Source organism: Burkholderia sp. MSMB1459WGS, assembly GCF_001534535.1.
Lineage (GTDB): Bacteria > Pseudomonadota > Gammaproteobacteria > Burkholderiales > Burkholderiaceae > Burkholderia.
In genome coordinates, this window is sequence record NZ_LPMU01000044.1 from 372,183 (window position 1) to 392,833 (window position 20,651).

Sequence of the window (20,651 nt, forward strand, 5' to 3'; positions counted from 1 at the left end):
TACATGAGGATAATCGTCGCGGTGAAAAGAGTGGTCGATTACAACGTGAAGGTCCGCGTGAAGTCGGACAACACGGGTGTCGACATCGCGAACGTGAAGATGTCGATGAACCCGTTCGACGAAATCGCCGTTGAAGAAGCCGTACGCCTGAAGGAAGCGGGCGTCGCGACCGAAGTGATCGCGGTGTCGGTCGGTGTCGCGCAAGCGCAGGAAACGCTGCGCACGGCGCTGGCGATCGGCGCGGATCGCGCGATCCTCGTCGAGTCGAACGACAGCGTCGAGCCGCTGGCCGTCGCGAAGATCCTCAAGGCGCTGGTCGACAAGGAACAGCCGCAACTCGTGATCCTCGGCAAGCAGGCGATCGACGACGATTCGAACCAGACCGGCCAGATGCTCGCTGCGCTGGCCGGCCTGCCGCAAGCGACGTTCGCATCGAAGGTGACGATCGCCGACGGCAAGGCCACGGTTGCGCGTGAAGTCGACGGCGGTGCGGAAACGCTGTCGCTGACGCTGCCGGCGGTCGTGACGGCCGACCTGCGCCTGAACGAGCCGCGCTACGTGACGCTGCCGAACATCATGAAGGCGAAGAAGAAGCCGCTGGAAACGGTGAAGCCCGAAGACCTCGGCGTGGATGTCGCGCCGCGTCTGAAGACGCTGAAGGTGGCCGAGCCGCCGAAGCGCGCGGCCGGTGTGAAGGTGCCGGACGTGAAGACGCTGGTCGAGAAGTTGAAGACCGAAGCCAAGGTGCTGTAAGAGGGAGCGCAAAGAAATGACGATTCTGGTAATTGCAGAACACGACAACGCGTCGATCAAGGCCGCGACGCTGAACACGGTGGCGGCGGCGGCAAAGATCGGCGGCGACATTCACGTGCTGGTCGCGGGCCACAACGCGCAGGGCGCAGCCGACGCGGCAGCGAAGATCGCGGGTGTGTCGAAGGTGCTGCTGGCCGACGCGCCGCAACTGGCCGAAGGCTTGGCGGAAAACGTCGAGGCGACCGCGCTGAACATCGCGAAGGACTACTCGCACATCCTCGCGCCGGCAACCGCGTACGGCAAGAACGTCGCGCCGCGCATCGCGGCGAAGCTCGACGTCGCGCAGATCTCGGACATCACGGCGGTCGATTCGGCCGACACGTTCGAGCGCCCGATCTATGCGGGCAACGCGATCGCGACGGTGCAGTCGACCGACCCGATCAAGGTGATCACGGTGCGTGCGACGGGTTTCGATCCGGTGGCGGCCGAAGGCGGCAGCGCATCGGTCGAGAAGATCGATGCGGCAGCCGACGCCGGCAAGTCGCAATTCGTCAGCCGTGAAGTGACGAAGCTGGACCGTCCGGAGCTGACCAGCGCGAGCATCATCGTGTCGGGTGGCCGCGGTCTGGGCAGCGGCGAGAACTACACGAAGGTGCTGGAGCCGCTGGCGGACAAGCTGTCGGCCGCACTCGGCGCATCGCGCGCGGCAGTCGACGCGGGCTACGTCCCGAACGACTACCAGGTCGGCCAGACCGGCAAGATCGTCGCGCCGCAGCTGTACATCGCGGTCGGCATCTCGGGTGCGATCCAGCATCTGGCCGGGATGAAGGATTCGAAGGTGATCGTCGCGATCAACAAGGATCCGGAAGCGCCGATCTTCAGCGTGGCCGACTACGGCCTCGTCGGCGACCTGTTCGCGCTCGTGCCCGAACTGGTCGGCGAACTGAGCAATGCAGCCGCGTAACCCTGTACATTTCGTGGAGAACCACAATGAACGACCTTTTTGAGAACCCAATGGGATTGATGGGATTCGAGTTCGTCGAATTCGCTTCCCCTCATCCCGACACGCTTGAATTCCTGTTCGAGAAGCTCGGTTTCACGCTCATTGCACGCCATCGTTCCAAAGACGTATCGTTGTACCGACAGGGTGACATCAACTTCATTGTCAACCGTCAGCCCCTCAGCCAGGCCGCTTTTTTTGCGGCCGAGCATGGCCCAAGCGCCTGCGGAATGGCGTTCCGCGTCCGCGATGCCCACTCCGCATACGATCGCGCCCTTGCATTGGGCGCACAGCCCGTCGACATTCCGACGGGGCCGATGGAATTGAGGCTTCCCGCGATTCGCGGCATCGGCGGTGCACCGATCTACCTGATCGACAGGTTCGAAGACGGTCACTCCATCTACGACATCGACTTTTCGTTCATCGAAGGCGTTGACCGGCATCCGGTCGGGCACGGATTGAGGCGCATCGATCACCTGACGCATAACGTGTATCGTGGCCGCATGGCGCACTGGGCCGGTTTCTACGAGAAGCTCTTCAACTTCCGTGAGATCCGCTACTTCGATATCCAGGGCGAGTACACGGGGCTCGCATCACGCGCAATGACGGCGCCTGATGGCAAAATCCGCATTCCCCTGAATGAGGAGTCGTCGCGTGGCAGCGGACAGATTGAGGAGTTCCTGATGCAGTTCAACGGTGAAGGGATTCAGCACATCGCCCTGTCCACGGACAATCTCGTCGATACCATCGACCGGCTGCAATTTGCAGGCGTGCCATTGATGACTGCACCCAACGATTTTTACTATGATGCGCTCGAAGCGCGGTTGCCGGGTCATGGCCAGCCGATCGATCAGTTGAAGACGCGCGGCATTCTGCTGGACGGAAGCACGGTAGGCGAGAGGCCTCGCCTGTTGCTGCAGATCTTTTCCCAAACGCTACTCGGTCCCGTGTTCTTCGAGTTCATTCAACGGCAAGGTGATGAGGGTTTTGGCGAAGGCAATTTCAAGGCATTGTTCGAGTCGCTTGAACGTGACCAGATCGCGCGGGGAACGTTGGAGGCCACGCGCTGAGGCGATAGGGGGACGGCCGGCGCAAGCATATGTATTGCACACGCCCAGCCCGCGCACTGTGCGCAGACACGAACCTAAGAAAAGAATCGGGCGATTGGGCCGTCGCGGCTGACAGTCCGTCATCCTGGAGACACGTCAATGAAGGTAGTCAAAACGCTGTGTGCCGCCGTGCTATGGATTGCCGCTCAGTTCGTATGCGCGCAGAGCGGACACGACATGGCCGCCCATGTAGAGGTCCACCAGATTCCGTCGCTCACCCTCAGCGACAGCCAGGTGCTGACGGGCGACAAAAGCGGCAAACCGGTGATGGTGGCAGGCATCCTGCGCCTTGCGGAGCATGCCGGAAAACAGCCGGTAGTGGTGCTGATTCACGGGTCCAGCGGGATGGGCGCGAACATTGAAATGTGGGAGCGTACCTTCAATGAGAACGGTATCGGTACATTTGCCATCGATGGCTTCACAGGCCGTGGGATCACGTCCACCAGCAGGGACCAGTCACAGCTTGGTCGGCTCAATCTCGTTCTCGACGCCTATCGATCGCTGGACATGCTCGCGCATGACTCCCGCATTGATCCGCAGAGGATCATGCTGATGGGCTTTTCCAGGGGCGGGCAGGCGACGCTCTATGCGGCCATGACGAGGCTTAACCGCCTGTGGAACGTGTCGGGCGTTCGTTTTCGCGCCTACCTACCCTTCTATCCGGACTGCATGACCCGCTATCGCGACGACACCGACGTTGACGGGCCGATCCGCGAATTTCATGGGGCCGACGACGATTACGATCCTGCGCCGGCATGTGCGGCGTACTTCGAGCGGCTACGAAAAGCGGGCAGGGACGCCACCATGACAGTCTTTCCGCACGCATCGCATGCGTTCGACATGCCATACGAGATGCCCCTTGTTGTCGCAAAAGGCGCGCAAACTGTACGTGCTTGTCATATCGTCGAGAGCGAAAGCGGCGAGCTGATCAACGAGGCGACCGGTGCGCCATTTTCCTTCCATGACAGTTGTGTCCAGACCGATCCTCACGTTGGAGGCAATGCGCGAGCGCGCGACGCGGCGATCGCCGACGTGATGGCGTATCTGAAGACGTTGCTCCGTAGCGACAGCGCGCAGGCGCGCAACTAGCCGTTAATTTGCGGCGGAGGCCACCGCGACTTCAATCGGCACCGGCCTCGCTTTCCTGGTGACGCTCCGCCTGTCTGACCAACGCCTGTAATCAGCCGGTGTCATACCGGTGAGTTGACCGAAAGCACGCCGGAATGACGTTTCGTCGCTGTAGCCGCATTGCAGCGCGACCTGTTTGATGCTCGCTCGTGGTCGCTCGAGCAGCACGCACGCCATTTCGATCCTGACGCGGGTGATGAATCCCTTAGGCGACTCGTTGGTCAAGCTTTTTAGCCGCCGATGCAGTGTTCGTTCGCTGAGGCTCAACGCGCCGGCCAATGCTTCCGCGGTCAAGCCAGGACCGGCATGGCGGACGATCTGCTCCGCTTGCAGGAGTAACGGGTCGGTGGCGTTGAGGAACCCGCGCGGAGCATAAACCAGTTGCGGCAGCGGCACGCTGTCGGCTACGGAGATATCGGCGGCCAGACGGGCGATGTCGGCGCCCGCTTCACGCCTGATGACGTGCAAGGCCAGATCGACCCAAGACAGCGGCCCGCCCGTCGTGACGATGCGATCCTGTTCTTCGACTGCGGTACCCCACACCGGGTGCGCTTTCGGGAAACGCTGCCGGAACGCATGGTGAAGCCACCACGTGGTGGTACAGCGCCTTCCGTTCAGCAAGCCGGCTTCTCCCAGTACGAAGGTCCCGGCACACGCCGCGCCAACCAGCGCACCCTCCTGATGCCGCTCCTGCAACCACGTTGCAGCCTGCCCGATGGACGCTGATACCGGCGGCAGCCGGTCCGGTCCCAACGCCATACCGGTGACAAGCGCTACGTCGCATTGGGTCAATTCGCTAAACGAGGCGTCAACCGGTATCAGCCGGCCCTGGGGGTCGCGCAGGGCCTTGCCGTCTGCGCTGGCGATGATGGTTTCGAAAGCGGGAAGGGGCGCGTTCGGCGCGCCAAACGCTGCGCCGGCTGGCAGAGTGCGCAATGCCTGTCCGGTCATCCAGAACAGGTCGGCAAGACCCGTGATGGCGGAGAGCAGACTGCCCTCGACAGCGACGATTCCTATGCGCATGGCGCGCTCCACGTATCGACCAAGGTTGGCGAATTTTGCATCAACGATGGCGAGTTTGCCATCTGTAGTGGTTTGCCGAAGCCGGATAAATTGAGGCGTTCCTGCAACGGCTCGCTTTCCTATGAGACTTCCATCCCTTTCCAATCTTTCGGCTTCCTTCCGGCCACGAATGGCGCGTCATCGTTCCATCTGGCTGGGCCGGCTGGTCGCGGCCCTCTCCTTTACGGCGACGTTGGCGACTGCCCATGCGGCAGCGCTTCCGGTTCCGGCCGTGCGCAACATCGTGCTCGTGCATGGCGCTTTCGCCGACGGGTCGAGCTGGAGCCCCGTCATCGTCAGACTTCAACGCATGGGTTATCACGTCACTGCCGTGCAGAACCCGCTTACTTCACTCGCAGACGACGTTGCCGCCACCGGGCGCGTCCTGCGCCGGCAAACTGGCGACGTGTTGCTGGTGGGCCATTCCTGGGCTGGCGCAGTCATTACCGAGGCCGGCAACGCGGCCAACGTGAAGGGCCTGGTGTATCTGTCAGCGCTGGTGCCGGACGACGGCGAATCCGTCGCCGACCTGCTGCAACGGCTCGACGCACCCATGACGGGCCTCGCACCGGACGCGGAGGGGCTGATCTGGCTCGACGACGCGCGACAGTTTCAGCACGTCATGGCGGCGGACATTCCGTTCAGGCAGGCTCGTACGCTGGCATCGGTACAGCAGCCTGTCGCGGCGGCCTCCTTCACCGGGAAGATCAGGCACGCGGCCTGGCACGACAAGCCCGTCTGGTACCTGCGCACAACGAACGACAACGCGCTGAGGCCCGCCGTGCAGCAAACCATTGCGCAGCACATCGGAGCAACCGTCACGTCGATCCGCTCCAGCCACATGTCGATGTTGTCTCACCCGGACGACGTCGCAAGGCTGATCGATCTGGCCGCGCGAAAGGCATCGCAATAACGCCATCCTTGTTTCGAAGCAGTTCACATCTCCCCTGACAACGAGGCTTAAATGAATATCCTCCATCTCGACTCGAGCATTCTGGGCTCCCATTCCATCACGCGAGAACTGTCCGCCGCCGTGGTAGCCGATATCCAGGCACAACATGGACGGGCGAATGTGACGTACCGGGACCTGGTTCACGACGAAATCCGCCATCTCACTGGCCCGATCGCGGCCGGGTTCCGCCAGATCGACGCCGGTGACTTCGACGATGCCACGGCGCAGGAACATCGGTTATCCGAAATGATCGTTACGGAGTTTCTGGCGAACGACGTCATTGTCATCGGCGCACCGATGTACAACTTTTCGGTGCCGAGCCAGTTGAAAGCGTGGCTGGATCGCATCGCCCAGGCGGGGCGCACGTTCCGTTACACCGAGACCGGCCCGGTTGGGCTGGCAGGCGGCCGGAAGGTCATCGTCGTTTCCGCGCGTGGCGGCTTCTACGCGGGAGCGCCGCTCGCGCACATGGACTTCCAGGAAAGCTATCTGAAGGCCTTCTTCGGCTTCCTCGGCATTAGCGATGTCCGCTTCGTGCGGGCTGAGGGCGCATCGAAAGGACAAATCGTGCGGGACAAGGGCATCGCGCTTGCCAGGGCCTCCGTTGCGGACATACTCGCCGACCTGCGCCCGTCTGTCGGGCAAACCGTCCAGTAAAAGGAGTCGTTCATGCTGTTCGCCATCAAGCTGGGCTACGTCCGTCCCGTTGAAGAGGTCCAGGCTCACCTGGATGCCCATAAGGGGTGGCTCGTCCGATACGTTCAGGCGGGAAACATCCTGTTTGCCGGGCCGCTTCAACAGGAGAGCGGGGGCTTCGTGCTCGCGTACGCAGATCACCTGCGCGATATCGAAAAAATGATCGCCGAAGACCCGTTCCATATTCATGGTCTGGCGACGTTCGATATTCGATGCTGCGAAGCTGGTATACGCGCAGCGGATTTTCCAGAGAAGTGGGCGACAGCCGCCAAGGTGATATAGACAACGTGCACCGGAGCTCGCTGCGAAGCCACTCCCACGACCGAGCGCGGCGATTGCTTCGGGCGCGGGCTGCCGCAAAAGGCATGACTCGACCCTCAACAGCGGTTCTGCCTTGTCTAGCCCGAAAGACCGTTTTCGAGGTACAGCCGGCGCTCGCGGGCAGAGTTGAGTTAGGGCCGACCCAGCATTCGTCGTCTCGGTACAGGTCCGTCGAAGGCGCCGCACTGCCTGCAGAGTCTTTTTTTTTCAGGAACTGCTGGAATCGTCAACTGGCTCTATTAAAAGCTGCTGACAGTGCGCGATCAAAACTAGAACGTGTGTCGAATGCCGACCGCGAACGTGTTGCCGGTGGGACGGGCGCTCAACTTGTCGTAGGTGTAAATCGCGTAGATGTCTGTCCGCTTCGAGAGAAAGTGGTCGTAGCCGAGAGAGGCGGTGTTGCGACGGCTGTTAGTAGTAGGCGTCGGTCCGGACCGCTGCGTCCGCGCCCACTCCGCGAGCAGGAAATCGGCCGGTGAAAACGGGATCGATAAACCCGCCTGGTACGTGTGGCTGCCGGTAGGCGTACCCACGTCGCTTGTCATCGCCCACGCACCATAAAGCGTCACGACCTTGAAGTCGTATGCTGCGCCCGCGAGGTAGGCGTACTGCGCGCCGACCGGCCCCGCTGCGGTGTACCGAACGCGCTGGCCGGAGAGCACCGCCGTAAGGCCGTGACCTTGATAATTCAGGTGAACTCCGAGGTTACCGACGCCGGGCGACCCCGCAACGCCACCGAGGCCATAGATCACCGTTGCGCTGAGACCTTTAAAATCCGGCGATGTGTACTTGGCCGCGTTATTCCACACCGTATCGCCGATGATCGTGCCACCGTAGTTGGTCACGAACGTCTGAAGGACGAGCGGCGAAAAGACAGTCGACGAACTGAACGGGTTGATGAGCGATTCGGCCGTATAGGTCGGATTTCTTTGGCGCCCGAACGTCAGCTGACCGAAGTCGCCTTGAAATCCCACGTATGCATTGCGTGAAAAGAACGGGTCTGTCGCGTTGCGGCCCTGCGCGCCGTTTTGAGGCTGAAAGAAGCTCTCCAGCGCGAAGATGGCGCTAACGCCGCCGCCCAGATCTTCCTTGCCGCGGATTCCCCAGAAAGAAGTGGTCGATCCGCCGCTGCCCATGAGGACCGTGGATTGCGGCGTGTCGCTACGTTTGACACTGCCGACATAGGTGCCGACGATCCCGTACAGTTGGACTTGGGAACCACTATCTGCGCGCGCGCAGACAGAGATCAACGCGAGGCCGGCGCTTAGCAACGCTGCCACGCCAAGTGTGCCAGCAACGTTCCACATCGAAGCGCGGGCCATGGCCCATGGTGCCTTCTTCATTTCGGCTGTCTCCATTCATCTTCTTATATGCGGCCTCCACCGACACCCGATCAGGACTGCAAACGGATGACTTGGAGCGCTGTCGCGTCCGCGAACCTGTCGCGCTGAAATTTGAGGTGTTTCGAGCCAGGAGGCTCCTTCCCTTGAGCCAATATCAGGAGAAGGAGCGACAACGGATGCGAGCGGTTACGGGGAGATCTCTTCGAGGGCGCGATTGGTCGTCTCCACCATTCGCGCGGCGACGATGAAGCCCACTGCACTGACCACGGCAAACATGATGAATACCGCAGCGATGCCTTTTGCGGTCAGTACGACACCGACAATCGCTGGCGCGGCAGCGGAAGCGGCACGCAGCCAGGACGTCGCGAGACCGGTGCCGATGGCGCGCATGCGCGTCGGGTAGATTTCAGGGGTGTACAGGTACAGCAGGACCGTTGTGGTTGCCATCACAGCGTAGGCCGATGATCCCAGGAACATGACGGACCATGGGCTGCCTGCGCCATGAAGGCCCAGAGCGGCGAGCAGGATCCCGCTGATGATGAAGCACGCCATTGCCCAGCGGCGGCGCCCGACTCGGTCAATCAGCAACGCGCACGCAAGCACCGCGCAGGTACTCAGAACGTTCGAGATGGATGCCATGTGAAGCGACTCCTGCAGCGGCAGATGGTAAACCGTCTTGTACAGACTCGGCAGCCAGTTGTTGATGCCGTTGGCCACGAAATAGGAACTCGCCCAAAGTAGCCATACGACAATGGTGCGGCCTCGGTAGAAGGGCGAGAACAATTCCTTCCAGGATCCCTTCTGCCTGGACTGAACGCCGTTCAGAAGGCTCACCACGCGCTCGTCGATCTCGGGCTTCTGCGTCTGCGCATCAAGGTTGCGTTTCGTCGTGCTTGTCTCCAGCCGCTCAATGATGCGTTCGGCTTTATCGAAGCGCCCCTTTGAAATGAGCCAGCGCGGCGATTCCGGCAGGCGAGCAATCAGGATCGCGACGATGATCCCGGGAATCCCGCCTATCAGAAACATATATTCCCAACCGAAGCGCGGGACGACGAACGCGCCGAGCTGCGCGGCCACGAGCAGGCCCAGCGGGAAAATGAGTTCGTACAGAACAAAGAAACGTCCGCGGCCGTGCGCTTGCGACAGCTCGTTGATGTACGTGGCCGCTACGGGCACTTCTCCCCCGACGCCAATGCCTTGCAGGAAGCGCATCAAAAACAGCATATGGAAGCTGCCCGCGAAAGCACATACCACGCTCATGACCGACATCACACCAACCGTCACCGTCGCGCTCGGCACGCGACCGATGCGCTCGGCAAGCCAGCCAAATACCAACGCGCCAACGACCTGGCCGAGATAGCCGGCGGCGATCAGCACGCCGATCTGGCCGGCAGACAGATGCCAGAGACCAATCAGCACCGGCAGCACGAAAGCGAGGGAGAGCGCGTCGAATGCGTCAAAGAGGGTCGCGCTGCCCATGACGATACGGGCCCGGGTGTGCCACTTGCAAAACGGCACGTTCTCGATGCGGAACAACAGGTTCGCAGCACGCAGCTGCTCGCTTACGGGACGCGTTTCACTCGCGGATCGATTAAGGCCGACGCCGTAGGCGGTCATAGGGGTGTTCATGCTGTCTCCTGAAAGCTGCATTTTATGGGCCCGCGGACGTCTTCTTTTTTGAAGCACCGATCGCGTTTCTATCTTGTTGTGTCGCGATGCTGGCGCTTGTTCGGTCGTTTCCCGATCCTGTTATGGACGACGCGCGAAACAAGCGTTCGTGCGTCGTTGTGACGGTTTAATTGCGAATCGCGAAGCGGGGGCGGCGCTTCGCCATCGTCATCACGGCTATGAATGCGCCACTTCCGCGTCAGTCGACGAGGCCAGCCGAACGCAGTGCGTCGGCGATTTCAACGTCCGCGCCTTCCGCGAGCGGCAGCAGCGGCGAGCGCACCGTCGCGTGATCGAGAATGCCGCGAGCCACGAGGCCGTGCTTGAGCGCCACGGTGCCTTCCATGTGCGAGCCCCGGTGGTACACGTTGCGCGTTACCGGCAGCAGGCGATCGTGGATCGCGCGCGCAGCCTGGTAGTCTTTCGCCTTGCCTGCTTTGATCAGCTCGATGAGCGGCTCGGGAGCCAGGCCGCCGTAACCGACGAGCGCGCCGTCAACGTCGAACATCGTGTGCAGCAGATACTCGTCATGGCAGGTGAGGATTTGCAGTTCCGGACGCTCGCGACGGATGATGGGGATTTCGACATCCCAGCGACGCATGTTGCGCACGCCGTTTTTCATCGCGAACACGCCCCGTTGTGCGGCGATTTCCAGTTGCGTTTCGAGGTTGTAGGTCGCCTTGGTCGCATCCGGGTACTGAAACAGGATCAGCGGCAGGCCGCTGCCTTCATGGATGGCGCGATAGCGGTCTTGCGGCGCGCCCTTCTGGTAGCCGAAACGCAGCCAGCCGTGCGACGGATACACCAGACCGGCAGACGCGCCGGCTTCAACGGCTCGCTTCGCTTCGTCGACCGCGACTTGCGTACCTTCGAGCGTGATACCGGCGATGACAGGAATCTTGCCGTCGACGGACTTCACGAAGCTTTCGATGACTTGAGCCTGTTCTTTCTGCGTCATGAACGTGCCTTCGCCAGCGTGGCCGAGCACCGTCAGACCTTTAACGCCTTCGATGCTGCCGAGCCAGGAACCCAGTCGTTGAATTGCGGCGTGGTCCACCGCTCCATCGCGGGTAAAGGGGGTAACGGGTGCCGGGACCAAACCGCGCAGATCGATCGCTTTCATCACGTCTCCAAATGTGAGCTTTTCGGCTCCTCTTCCGTAGAGGAGAGCCCGCTGCTCGTTTCGCTTCAAGCTGGAACAACGGTGCATGCGTTGCAGTGTAGGGATGGACGTCCCATGCGAGAACTGCTCAATCGCGCATTTCAGCTATACTGATTCGACATATCTCGTCGGAGGCTGGGCGTGAACTACGCGGCCTGGAAGCTATTTATCGACGCGGCGGAACTCGGCAGCTTGAGCAAGGCGGCCATTGCTTACGGCACCAGTCAGCCGCATATCAGCCGCCAGATTGTCGAACTGGAGCAGTACTGCGGCGGCCGCCTGTTTCAACGGACGGGACGCGGGGTCGTATTGACGGAATTGGGAGCGCGGATCGCCCCGCGCGTCAGGGCCTGGCTGGCCAGCACGGAGCAATTGTCCAACGACATTCGAAGTGCGGCCGAGGAGCCGATTGGCGTGGTCCGACTCGGCATCTTGCCCTCCACCGCGCATCCGCTGGTCAGCAGCTTGTACCATCGCCTCCGTGAGCGCTACCCCCTCGTGCAGTTACAGGTGCGAGAGGGCCAGGGAGCGGTGCTAGATACGTGGTTGGAAAACGGCAGTGTCGACCTCGCCATCCTCTTTCGAAATAGTCCGACGCCGAAAAACGGTGACGAGTATCTGGTCGAGGCGGCGACCTATCTGGTCGGCGCGAAAGGCGATCCCTTGACTCAACACCCGACAATTGCTTTTTCGAAGCTTGACGGGATTCCGCTCGTCTTCTTCTGTCGCCCCAACAGTTGGCGCGATCGACTCGAACAGATTGCGGGCGAACACCGGGTTTCCCTGAATTTCGCGGCAGAAGCCGACTCGTTGAGCCTGCAGGGACACATCGTGGCCGATGGCGGCATCTACGCGTTGCTCGGACCTTACGCGATCGCCAACCTGGCAAAGGAATGCCAACTACAGGCGTCCATGGTGGTTGAGCCGTCCGTGCCGCGTTTTATTGCGCTGGCTATGTCGCCACATGGCGAACTGACGCTGGCGTGCCGCACGGTGATGCAGGTCACCAAGGAGATTGCGCGGTCGCGCAACCTCTCATCGGATCTTCGACTGGGCGTGTCCACTGCGTTCCTGCGATCCATTTGAGGGTTCACAGGCGCGCAGAATCGTGCGTTTCGAGTATTGTCCGAACAAGGGTAAATACTCAGCTTTTGGCGCATATGTTTCGAGGCTTCTAGCAGTACTTCAGATGAATCGACGCCCCAAAGGGCAGGCGACAGTTTCAGTCGTCCATCAGAAAAAAATATGACCACCGGGAGGCGGCGCATCCGACGCCGAGAGGAATCAGTTCATTACGCGCGTAATGAGCTGATCCGGCGGCCGCGCCGATAACCCTACGCTGTACCGTGCTGTCGATAATGGATGCTTGGCCCGCGGCGAACAGTTGCTGATGCAGGAACCGCTGCGGTGTGAGAGGCGTTTCCGGCATCGAAACAAAAGAACGAGATCGCTTCGTTCAGTTGACGGCCCTGGTCTTCGAGTGACTTTGATGCGGCCGCCGCTTGCTCTACCAGCGCAGCGTTTTGCTGAGTGACTTCGTCCATCTGCGTGATCGCCTGACTCACCTGTTCGATGCCCCTGCTTTGTTCAATCGATGCAGCGGCGATTTCGCCCATGATGTCGGTCACGCGCGCGATGGCGTCGGTGACTTCCGTCATTGTTTTTCCCGCGTCATTTGCGAGGAGAGAACCATCCCTGACTTTCTGAACGGATGTGCTGATAAGGTCCTTAATTTCCTTCGCCGCACTGGAAGAGCGTTGTGCGAGACTGCGAACTTCGCTTGCGACAACCGCAAACCCGCGACCCTGCTCGCCCGCCCGGGCTGCCTCCACCGCTGCGTTTAGCGCCAGAATGTTGGTCTGGAAGGCAATCCCTTCGATGATCCCTGTGATCTCCGCAATCTTGGTCGAACTCGTGCTGATTTCGCCCATTGTGTTGACCACCTGGCTCACCACCTTGTTTCCTTTTTGTGTGATTTCAGACGCATTGACTGAAAGCGAGCTCGCGTGCTGCGCGTTCTCGGCGTTTTGCTTCACCGTGGAGGTGAGCTGTTCCATGCTCGATGCGGTTTCTTGCAGCGATGCGGCCTGCTGTTCAGTTCGCGTAGATAGGTCCTCATTGCCAGAGGCGATCTGCCTAGACCCCGTAGCGATAGCGTCTGCGGAGGTGCGGACTCGACCGACGAGGCGCACAAGGCCGGCCTGCATTTCGTTCATCGACGCAAGCACGCTTCCAGTCGCTGCGTTCTCCGCGCCAGCGATAGGCCTCAGATCACCAGCCGCTACTCTGTGCGTGACTTCGCGCAACGCTGTCGGCTCGGCACCCAGCGTACACATCAGGCCTCTTGTAATTGCTACGCCCGCTACCACTGCTAGCGCGACGGCGGTCAAGCACATGACAATTAGTAGATTGCGTTGTCGGCCGTATTGGGCTTCCGAGTCCAATATCATCTGTGCGGCATGCTCATGGGTCGCGTCGGCGTAGTCATTAGCGGCCTTGATCAAAGCAGACAGCAATGGCCTGCATTTCGTGTCGATCTCCGCGATGGCGGCCTCGCGTTGACCGTTCAAGGCAAGCCTGTCGATATCGAGGGCGACGGGACGGTAAAGTGCCTCAATTCTAGCCATGTCGGTTGCGGCACTGCGAGCCCTTTCGCTTATGTCTGGGGCGCTGGCAACCATCGCCTGAAACTTTTTCAGATTGTCCTCGACCCTACGTTCGGCATCGATTACGGCAGCTTTTTCGATATTTACATCCGCCGGCGTCGTGACCAGTACAACGTTCCGTACGGCCATCGCGCGATCGTCGACTGCGGCGCGGACAGATTGGGCCAATTCAGCGCGTGCATTTATGCCGTGAACGAAGCCGGAAAAGCGGTCGTTAGCATCGTTTAGAGCGTTCAAGGCAACGCCTGAGGCAATGAATACGATGGCGGCAAGTACGCCGAATGTTCCGGTGAGCTTTGTTCTTACTGACAGATTCGCGAGACCCATATGTTCGACTCCAGTTTACTGCCTCTTGCAGGCACGAAGGACTGAGAAGCTATTGCGGCATCTTGCGCGACCGGTCGGGATCGCGCAGGCAGAATCATATTTGGCGTCGATGTAGAAAGCGTTACGGCACCTTTCTCAATTCCTTCACATCTTTGGGCGTCGCCGATCTGACGCAATTACGTCCTGCGCGTTTGGCCTCGTAGAGCGCAAGGTCCGCCGCCCTTGTCAGATCCTCAAATGCGGCACCGTGTCCGGGCCGACCTGTCGCGCAGCCGATGCTCACCGTGAAGGGGTGAATGCCAGCCTTTCCGTTTTCGTGCTCGACATGCCACGATCGCTCTAGCGTCGCCCGTATGCCTTCGGCTATAAGCGAAGCCTCCGCCGCAGACGTATCAGGCAACACCACCACGAACTCTTCGCCGCCGTACCGGGCTGCGCAATCGCCACGACGGCGAACGCATTGCGTTATGCATTTCGCGAAATGCTTTAACGCCTCGTCGCCTTCTGCGTGCCCATACTTATCGTTGTACTGCTTGAAATTGTCGGCATCGACGAACAGCACCGACAGGCAACTTTCGTTTCGCTGCAACCTCTCCCATTCGTTCCGCAGCACTTCGTCGAGTGCGCGGCGGTTCTGCAGACCGGTGAGCGGATCGGTTTGCGTGAGTTCGGTCAGCCGGTCTTCAGCGAGAGCGCGGTCGCGAAGGGAAAACGCGAGCAACCAGACCACGACACAAAAGGCGAAGCTGAGAGCCGAGGCACAAATGCCTACGATCCATGAGAACGTTCTCCACGAAGCCAGCACGTCGTCGATCGCGGGTGCCACGACCGCAATCAGCGGCGAGCCCGGCACGCGGTGGAACGTGTAGAGCCTCAGCACGCCATCGGCCGAGGAGCGCGCTGCATAGAAGCCAGACTCGTGGTCCACCATGCGAGAAAAGGTCGGCGACCTGCTGAAGTTTGGCGCAATGGCGAGTGGGAGATACGGATTCCTTGCGACAAGCGCGCCATCAGTCCGTACGATTGCCGTGACGCCGTGTGGACCAACGTCTAGCCCATCGAGAAGGTGCGCGAAGTATTCCAGGTCGATCGCGACAAGCGCCACACCTTTGAACGATCCGTCCGCGTTGTTGATTCGCCGGCTCAGCGCGATAGCTTCCACGCCGCCGCGCGACCGGGCACGATATACCTTGGAAACATATAGGCCGACGTCCGGTGACTGGCGATGCACGACGAAATAATCGCGATCGCTGAAGTCCCAGTGATGACTGCTCGAACAGCAGCCGTCCAGTAACTGTCCGCGCTCGTCGGTCACGCCCATGCTCGTAACATAACGCCAAGCGGCGGTGCGGTTGAATAGGAGTTCATGCCGCAGAGCTGGACTCATGTGCTGGACGGCTGGTTTGTCGAGCGCCGCAGTGAGAGTCTGTAGCGCTTGATCCGACAAGCCGACGGTGCTCGCGATGTTGCTCGCAAGAACAGCGGCAACGTTTCTCGACGTCTCGTGAGCGTGCCGGATCGCTGTGTCGCGCGTGGCGAGGAGTGTAACTAGGCTCACTGCCAGAACACCTGTCGCCAAGAGCGTGCCGAGCGCGCCCAGGAAGAACGGACGGCGCCCCGCTAGAACGGCCGCGCGCCTGACGAAATCGAGGAACACGGTAAGAGACTTGTAAGAGGGTGATTCGGTTAGAAGCGGGTTGATACTGGTACGTAACGCGGAGGCTCGTGCACCGGTTATCGGCAGACAGGTTCAGAAAGCTTAGCATTTCATTTTATTGATAAAACGAACTGCGTTAATCAATGTCCTGTCGACCCAGGCATTCGACAGCGGCGACGGGGCGCTAAGCGAGGCAGTTCAGAATTCCTAATTCGAACCGGTAACGCCGCGGTGAAACCGTTACTTCAAACTGCGAACACTACGCCTGCGTGAGTTGTCCACTTCTTCCTTTGAAGGCGATGCTGATAACTCGATCGGGGCAATCAATTGGGCCTATATTTACCGAGGTTCGCCCAATTTCCGGTCCGGTCTTAACTGGAGAGTTCTGGTGATTCCCGGCCATCCTGGGAAGTTGGGTGTGCATATCCGCTATGCCAATCGCGAGCAGATTTTCCATATCGTCATTCCGAATGCCGGCGCGGGGCTGGCGTCTGAGGTCAAGGATCTCCGCTGCGGCGAGCAGTCGCCGTGCGACATCCACAGATGGACATCCGTTTGAGGCGAAGCCTAAGCGCCGTGCTGCGCCGCCCCTCAAGTGAAGACCGGTCCGGCGCGGCGGGCGTGCATTTCAGATCGACAGGTCATCGAAGAGCGGCGCTCGATGGTCGACGTCGTTGCGCACCTAGCGATTCTCGGTCTTGGCTTCAGTTCAACATGGCGGTTCATCGATTGCCGCCTTGTCCATTGCGACGACCTATACAAGCGTCGGCGTCGCGCGCGGCGGGCACTGCATTTCCTATTCAACGGGAATCAGTCGATAGCCATCCTGTTCTCGTGCCAGGTGAGCCAACGCTGGGAACGGGAAGTGGAACCCTTGAATGAGCATGCCTTCCGCTACCGCCAAGTCATATAGTCTGATTCGTGCCTCCTGCGCCATCGCCGCATCCATGTCCGTGGCTCCGTGCCAGTCGGGATGGCGAATGAATAGCGCAGGATGCGTGGTCACGTCACCCTGAACAATTACCTTGTCGCCGCCAGATTCGACGACGAAGGACGTATGTCCCGGCGTGTGACCGTGTGTGGCCATGGACGTGACGCCCGGCGCGACCTGTGTATTTGCCTCGAATGTTCTTACGGAGTTGCCGAGAATTCCGAATATGCGGCGTGCTCGCTGGAAATTCGCCATGATGGCTTGCGATTCCGCTCGAGCCATGTTTCCGTCGTTCAGCCAGAAAGCCAATTCGGCCGCGGGCACCCAGATTTCGGAATTCGGAAATGCTGCGCGGCCATTCGCCGTCACCAGCCCACCAATGTGATCGGCATGGAAATGCGTGATGAGTACCCGATCGACGGCGGCCGCATCGAAGCCAGCCGCTGCAAAGTTGGTATGGAACTGTCCGCCGACGCCGTTGCTCTGTCTAAAGGCAGTTTCCCCGAGCCCAGTATCTATTACGATCAAGCGCCCATCGGTTTTGAGGACGACGGGCGTGAACGTCAGCGTAATGGTGTCTGTCGGCAAACGAGCGGCCTGTAGTGCTCGTACGACATCATCTGGCGGAACATTCGAGACGAAGTTCTCTAGACGCGGAAAGCTGTTGGAGCCATCGGTGACACAGAGCATCTCGATCTCTCCGACCGCACGCTTGTAAGCACTGGCGATTGGTGCGGGGACGGCGGCGCTAGGGATATCGCCAGCCGTTGCGTTTCTCGATGGCACGAGCGCTGCGGCTGCAGCGACGGCAGTTCCTGCAAGGAAGGCGCGGCGCGAATGATTGGTCATGGCGGTTACTTCCGATAGATCTGGGTCCAGGCGGTGTGGCAGGCGTGTCGTAAATCGTCTGGTGCGTCTTGAAGGTTCTGTATTTTGCGTGCTCGACCTACTGAATTCCAGATATAAAAGAAACAGAACAGTTATATTGGACAATCATGAAACGGTGAAAGGGGGAACGCATGAACCGTGACGACCTGATCGATCTGAATGCATTCGTGGCTGTCGCAGAGGAGAGAAGCTTCACGCGCGCCGCGGCTCGTCTGCAGACCTCGCAGTCCACTCTAAGCCACACGTTACGGCGGCTTGAAACGAGGCTTGGTGTTCGTCTCCTGACACGCACCACACGAAGCGTTGCTTTGACCGCTGCTGGTGAAACCTTCTTGCAGGGATTGAAGCCAGCTTTCGAGGCAATTGACATGACACTTGGCGCCGTCGGATCTCTAAGGGAAAGTCCCCGCGGCACGATCCGGGTCACTGCGCCGCGCCATGCCGCACGTAGCATTTTGTGGCCGATACTTCGCGAGTTCGTCAGAGACTACCCAGACATACACGTCGAGGTGAACACAGACGTCGCCGTGCGCGATCTCGCGGACGATCGATTCGATGCCGGTATCAGGCTGGGAGAACTGATCGCACCAAACATGGTCGCGGTAAAGATCGGCCCCGACCTTCGCCTCGCGATCGTCGCCGCGCCCGGCTACGTTGCCCAACGCGGCATACCCACCCATCCCCGTCAGTTGGCCAGGCACGTCTGCATCAATTTCCGCTTACCCGGCTCGGGTGCGCTCTACGCCTGGCAATTCAAAAAGGGCCGGCAGGAATTGAAGGTGCGCGTTGAAGGACCTTTGGCCTTCGATGACCCGGACATGATGCTTGCCGCGGCATCGGACGGGCAGGGCGTTGCCTGCCTAATCGAAGACCATGCTGCGCCGCTGATTCGTGACGGGCGTCTCGTCCGTCTTTTGGATGATTGGTGTGCACCCTTTGTCGGCTACCACCTGTATTACCCGACCAGAAAAAACAATTCTGCGGCGTTCCGCCTGCTGGTCGACAGACTGCGACTGCACCGCTGACATCCTTCAGGGGCAGGCGGTTTGCCGCCTGTCGGCGCGGCAGACGTGTTCCAGGGACGATGGCGCTAGTCGTCGGGCGCCTCCTAGTCGTCGGACGCTGGATGCGTATGCTGACGATACAGAACTGGCGTCGGTGGCCAGAAATTGAAAAGTACCTCAATAACGCACCGCAACCACGTCGGAGTACAGGCTATAATTCGCGCCATGAAATTGCTCCGGACCTTCATCCTCTCGCTACTCTGCGTGGTGCTGCCCATCAGCGGGCTGGCAGCGAGTGGGTTGACCGGTGAATGTCCGATGCAGCAAACCATGTCGATGGGCGCGTACGCCAGCATGTCCAGCGATTTGCCTGGCTGCGATTTGATGAAGTCCTCGGCTGTCGATAAAGCCAAGGCGAAGGGTGCGTTCTGCAAGGTCACCGCCCAATGCCAGTTCGGCAGCCTCTATCATCCGGCCGCCAAGACCGATGTTAGCCGTCCGGCTGCGTTTGGTATGCCCGTCATCTTCCATTACGCCCAGTCTCTCCCGGTCCGTGACCCGAACGGGTTATGGCGCCCCCCGCGTCTCGTCTAGTCCCTCGCTGACAGGTTCACCGCAGTTGCGGTGAGTTTCGTCCTATACCGGACGTGGAATCCCTATGGGATTTCGCCTTGGGGTTAGAACATGCTATTCATTTTCAGCACGCCGCTGCGTCGGCGTGTTCCTTGGCGTGCACGCGTGCTCTTTGGCGCGTTACTCGTCGCGGGCGTCGCGCATGCTCAGCAGGCACCGTTGACACTTGACGCCGCGCTACAGTCGGCGACCGATCGCTCCGCATCGATGCAGGCTGCGCAGGCGTCCGTACGCGCCAGTTCGGAGGAGGCCGTCAAAGCCGGCCAACTGCCGGACCCGATGCTCAAGGCGGGGATCGACAACCTGCCGATCAACGGTCCTCAGCGCTTTACCGTCGGTCAGGACTTCATGACGATGCGGCGCATCGGCATCGAGCAGGAATGGGTATCCGGCGACAAGCGGCGGCTGCGCTCAGCGCTCGCTGACCAAATGGTCGGTCGTGAACGCGCCGGCTACCTCGTGCAACTCGCTAACGTTCGCCAGCAAACCGCCACGGCCTGGCTGAACGCCGCTTACGCCAAACAAGCGTTCGCGCTGCAGCAGGCGCTGCTCGACCACATGCGTCACGAACTGGCTGCGACGAAGGCATCGTATCGCGGCGCCAAGGCGAGCGCCGCCGATGTGGTGCAGGCGCAGGCGATGCTCGCGCAGACGCAAGACCAGGTGCTCAAGGCGCAACAGACTTATCAGACCGCGCTCATAGGGTTGTCGCGCTGGACAGCCGCTCCCGTTTCCGAAGTGACTGGCGAACCGCCGGCGCCTGAGTCGTTCGTATCGTCGCTTCCTCCCGAGCAACTGCGCCTGTCGCAGCCAACACTCGTGGCTGCAGCCGACGACATTTCGGTCGCCGAAGCCGATACAGCAGTCGCCAACAGCGAGCGCAGCCCGAACTGGACCTGGGAGGTCGCGTACCAGCAACGCGGCGGCGCGTACTCGAACATGGTGTCGATCGGCGTCACCATTCCGTTGTCGCTGAACCGGAAAAACCGTCAAAACCGCGACGTCGCGGAAAAGGCCGAGCTCGCCACGAAGGCGAGGCTGATGTACGAGGATACGCTGCGACAGGTTCAGGCCGACATTCGCACGCAATCCGCCACGCTGGCGAGCGGACGCGAACGCATCGCCAATCTGAGTCAGTCGCTGCTGCCCTCCGCGGAGCAGCGTGTGCAACTCGCCAACGCCGCCTATCGCGCGGGTAGCGGTTCGCTCGCGGACACGTTCGCGGCTCGCCGCGCGCAGCTCGAGGCCGAACTGCAGGTGCTCGACCTCAAGCGCGAAGTGTCCCAGACGTGGGCGCAGCTCGAATATCAAGTGGTGCCGTCCACGATGGCCGCAGCGCAGTGAAGGAGAA

19 protein-coding genes are annotated in these 20,651 nt (G+C 60.6%); 12 read left to right on the forward strand and 7 right to left on the reverse strand.

The annotated features are described in order from the left end of the window. The first annotated feature begins 3 nt into the window (after nucleotides 1-3). The 4 genes from WT97_RS18350 to WT97_RS18365 all read left to right on the forward strand — a co-directional run bounded on the left by WT97_RS18350 (nucleotide 4) and on the right by WT97_RS18365 (nucleotide 3,951). Nucleotides 4-753 (forward strand): electron transfer flavoprotein subunit beta/FixA family protein, encoded by a 750-nt coding sequence (locus WT97_RS18350; protein ID WP_060353981.1) that lies wholly within the window; start codon nucleotides 4-6, stop codon nucleotides 751-753. Nucleotides 754-769: 16 nt separating this feature from the next. Then, the gene (locus WT97_RS18355; protein ID WP_060353982.1) at nucleotides 770-1,717 is read left to right on the forward strand and encodes an electron transfer flavoprotein subunit alpha/FixB family protein; all 948 of its coding nucleotides are present in this window, start codon (nucleotides 770-772) and stop codon (nucleotides 1,715-1,717) included. A 26-nt stretch (nucleotides 1,718-1,743) separates the two neighbouring features. After that, complete coding sequence (gene hppD / locus WT97_RS18360) at nucleotides 1,744-2,823, forward strand: 4-hydroxyphenylpyruvate dioxygenase (protein WP_060353983.1); 1,080 nt, start codon at nucleotides 1,744-1,746, stop codon at nucleotides 2,821-2,823. Nucleotides 2,824-2,961: 138 nt separating this feature from the next. After that, nucleotides 2,962-3,951 carry a dienelactone hydrolase family protein gene (locus WT97_RS18365; protein WP_060353984.1) on the forward strand — a complete coding sequence of 330 codons (990 nt, stop codon included), beginning with the start codon at nucleotides 2,962-2,964 and terminating at the stop codon, nucleotides 3,949-3,951. A 3-nt stretch (nucleotides 3,952-3,954) separates the two neighbouring features. On the opposite strand, the gene WT97_RS18370 is transcribed toward WT97_RS18365, so the two are convergent. Then, on the reverse strand, nucleotides 3,955-5,013 hold the full coding sequence (locus WT97_RS18370) for a GlxA family transcriptional regulator (RefSeq protein WP_060353985.1): 1,059 nt from the start codon (nucleotides 5,011-5,013) through the stop codon (nucleotides 3,955-3,957). Nucleotides 5,014-5,182: 169 nt separating this feature from the next. Here WT97_RS18370 and WT97_RS18375 point away from each other — a divergent pair, with 169 nt between their 5' ends. Genes WT97_RS18375 through WT97_RS18385 form a run of 3 tightly spaced genes read left to right on the forward strand, consistent with a single transcriptional unit; the run spans nucleotide 5,183 to nucleotide 6,982 of the window. Further along, nucleotides 5,183-5,965: an alpha/beta fold hydrolase gene (locus WT97_RS18375; RefSeq protein ID WP_306640890.1), complete on the forward strand. Its 783-nt coding sequence runs from the start codon at nucleotides 5,183-5,185 to the stop codon at nucleotides 5,963-5,965. Between the two features lie 51 nt (nucleotides 5,966-6,016). Then, nucleotides 6,017-6,661, forward strand: a complete 645-nt coding sequence (locus tag WT97_RS18380; protein ID WP_060353987.1) for an FMN-dependent NADH-azoreductase — start codon at nucleotides 6,017-6,019, stop codon at nucleotides 6,659-6,661. Nucleotides 6,662-6,673: 12 nt separating this feature from the next. Next, on the forward strand, nucleotides 6,674-6,982 hold the full coding sequence (locus WT97_RS18385) for a YciI family protein (protein WP_060353988.1): 309 nt from the start codon (nucleotides 6,674-6,676) through the stop codon (nucleotides 6,980-6,982). Between the two features lie 308 nt (nucleotides 6,983-7,290). On the opposite strand, the gene WT97_RS18390 is transcribed toward WT97_RS18385, so the two are convergent. The 3 genes from WT97_RS18390 to WT97_RS18400 form a co-directional block, all read right to left on the reverse strand. Then, nucleotides 7,291-8,364, reverse strand: coding sequence for a porin (locus tag WT97_RS18390; RefSeq protein ID WP_060354080.1), 1,074 nt, complete (start codon nucleotides 8,362-8,364; stop codon nucleotides 7,291-7,293). 186 nt (nucleotides 8,365-8,550) lie between these two features. After that, on the reverse strand, nucleotides 8,551-9,993 hold the full coding sequence (locus tag WT97_RS18395; protein WP_060354081.1) for an MFS transporter: 1,443 nt from the start codon (nucleotides 9,991-9,993) through the stop codon (nucleotides 8,551-8,553). 238 nt (nucleotides 9,994-10,231) lie between these two features. Beyond that, entirely contained in the window at nucleotides 10,232-11,155 is a 924-nt protein-coding gene (locus WT97_RS18400) for a dihydrodipicolinate synthase family protein (RefSeq protein ID WP_060353989.1), read from the reverse strand. Between the two features lie 180 nt (nucleotides 11,156-11,335). Between WT97_RS18400 and WT97_RS18405 the strand changes: the two genes are divergently transcribed. After that, the gene (locus WT97_RS18405; RefSeq protein ID WP_060353990.1) at nucleotides 11,336-12,280 is read left to right on the forward strand and encodes a LysR family transcriptional regulator; all 945 of its coding nucleotides are present in this window, start codon (nucleotides 11,336-11,338) and stop codon (nucleotides 12,278-12,280) included. Between the two features lie 248 nt (nucleotides 12,281-12,528). Here WT97_RS18405 and WT97_RS18410 read toward each other — a convergent pair whose 3' ends face one another. Both WT97_RS18410 and WT97_RS18415 read right to left on the reverse strand, forming a co-directional pair. Then, nucleotides 12,529-14,187: a methyl-accepting chemotaxis protein gene (locus tag WT97_RS18410; RefSeq protein WP_082751411.1), complete on the reverse strand. Its 1,659-nt coding sequence runs from the start codon at nucleotides 14,185-14,187 to the stop codon at nucleotides 12,529-12,531. Between the two features lie 121 nt (nucleotides 14,188-14,308). Further along, entirely contained in the window at nucleotides 14,309-15,844 is a 1,536-nt protein-coding gene (locus WT97_RS18415) for a diguanylate cyclase (RefSeq protein WP_060353991.1), read from the reverse strand. Between the two features lie 274 nt (nucleotides 15,845-16,118). Here WT97_RS18415 and WT97_RS34160 point away from each other — a divergent pair, with 274 nt between their 5' ends. Next, complete coding sequence (locus WT97_RS34160; RefSeq protein ID WP_156440276.1) at nucleotides 16,119-16,403, forward strand: hypothetical protein; 285 nt, start codon at nucleotides 16,119-16,121, stop codon at nucleotides 16,401-16,403. Nucleotides 16,404-16,640: 237 nt separating this feature from the next. On the opposite strand, the gene WT97_RS18420 is transcribed toward WT97_RS34160, so the two are convergent. Next, entirely contained in the window at nucleotides 16,641-17,624 is a 984-nt protein-coding gene (locus WT97_RS18420) for an MBL fold metallo-hydrolase (RefSeq protein ID WP_060353992.1), read from the reverse strand. 170 nt (nucleotides 17,625-17,794) lie between these two features. Between WT97_RS18420 and WT97_RS18425 the strand changes: the two genes are divergently transcribed. The 3 genes from WT97_RS18425 (at nucleotide 17,795) to WT97_RS18435 (ending at nucleotide 20,644) form a co-directional block, all read left to right on the forward strand. Continuing rightward, on the forward strand, nucleotides 17,795-18,688 hold the full coding sequence (locus WT97_RS18425) for a LysR family transcriptional regulator (RefSeq protein ID WP_060353993.1): 894 nt from the start codon (nucleotides 17,795-17,797) through the stop codon (nucleotides 18,686-18,688). Between the two features lie 204 nt (nucleotides 18,689-18,892). Then, the gene (locus WT97_RS18430) at nucleotides 18,893-19,261 is read left to right on the forward strand and encodes a hypothetical protein (protein WP_060353994.1); all 369 of its coding nucleotides are present in this window, start codon (nucleotides 18,893-18,895) and stop codon (nucleotides 19,259-19,261) included. A gap of 90 nt (nucleotides 19,262-19,351) precedes the next feature. Then, nucleotides 19,352-20,644: a TolC family protein gene (locus WT97_RS18435; RefSeq protein ID WP_060353995.1), complete on the forward strand. Its 1,293-nt coding sequence runs from the start codon at nucleotides 19,352-19,354 to the stop codon at nucleotides 20,642-20,644. Nucleotides 20,645-20,651: the final 7 nt, after the last annotated feature.

Bases quoted from the DNA above. Each gene is read 5' to 3' on its own strand.
- WT97_RS18350 (WP_060353981.1), top strand. From the start codon at position 4: ATGAGGATAATCGTCGCGGTGAAAAGAGTGGTCGATTACAACGTGAAG.
- WT97_RS18355 (WP_060353982.1), top strand. From the start codon at position 770: ATGACGATTCTGGTAATTGCAGAACACGACAACGCGTCGATCAAGGCC.
- hppD (WP_060353983.1), top strand. From the start codon at position 1,744: ATGAACGACCTTTTTGAGAACCCAATGGGATTGATGGGATTCGAGTTC.
- WT97_RS18365 (WP_060353984.1), top strand. From the start codon at position 2,962: ATGAAGGTAGTCAAAACGCTGTGTGCCGCCGTGCTATGGATTGCCGCT.
- WT97_RS18370 (WP_060353985.1), bottom strand. From the start codon at position 5,013: ATGCGCATAGGAATCGTCGCTGTCGAGGGCAGTCTGCTCTCCGCCATC.
- WT97_RS18375 (WP_306640890.1), top strand. From the start codon at position 5,183: ATGGCGCGTCATCGTTCCATCTGGCTGGGCCGGCTGGTCGCGGCCCTC.
- WT97_RS18380 (WP_060353987.1), top strand. From the start codon at position 6,017: ATGAATATCCTCCATCTCGACTCGAGCATTCTGGGCTCCCATTCCATC.
- WT97_RS18385 (WP_060353988.1), top strand. From the start codon at position 6,674: ATGCTGTTCGCCATCAAGCTGGGCTACGTCCGTCCCGTTGAAGAGGTC.
- WT97_RS18390 (WP_060354080.1), bottom strand. From the start codon at position 8,364: ATGAAGAAGGCACCATGGGCCATGGCCCGCGCTTCGATGTGGAACGTT.
- WT97_RS18395 (WP_060354081.1), bottom strand. From the start codon at position 9,993: ATGAACACCCCTATGACCGCCTACGGCGTCGGCCTTAATCGATCCGCG.
- WT97_RS18400 (WP_060353989.1), bottom strand. From the start codon at position 11,155: ATGAAAGCGATCGATCTGCGCGGTTTGGTCCCGGCACCCGTTACCCCC.
- WT97_RS18410 (WP_082751411.1), bottom strand. From the start codon at position 14,187: ATGGGTCTCGCGAATCTGTCAGTAAGAACAAAGCTCACCGGAACATTC.
- WT97_RS18420 (WP_060353992.1), bottom strand. From the start codon at position 17,624: ATGACCAATCATTCGCGCCGCGCCTTCCTTGCAGGAACTGCCGTCGCT.
- WT97_RS18425 (WP_060353993.1), top strand. From the start codon at position 17,795: ATGAACCGTGACGACCTGATCGATCTGAATGCATTCGTGGCTGTCGCA.
- WT97_RS18430 (WP_060353994.1), top strand. From the start codon at position 18,893: ATGAAATTGCTCCGGACCTTCATCCTCTCGCTACTCTGCGTGGTGCTG.
- WT97_RS18435 (WP_060353995.1), top strand. From the start codon at position 19,352: ATGCTATTCATTTTCAGCACGCCGCTGCGTCGGCGTGTTCCTTGGCGT.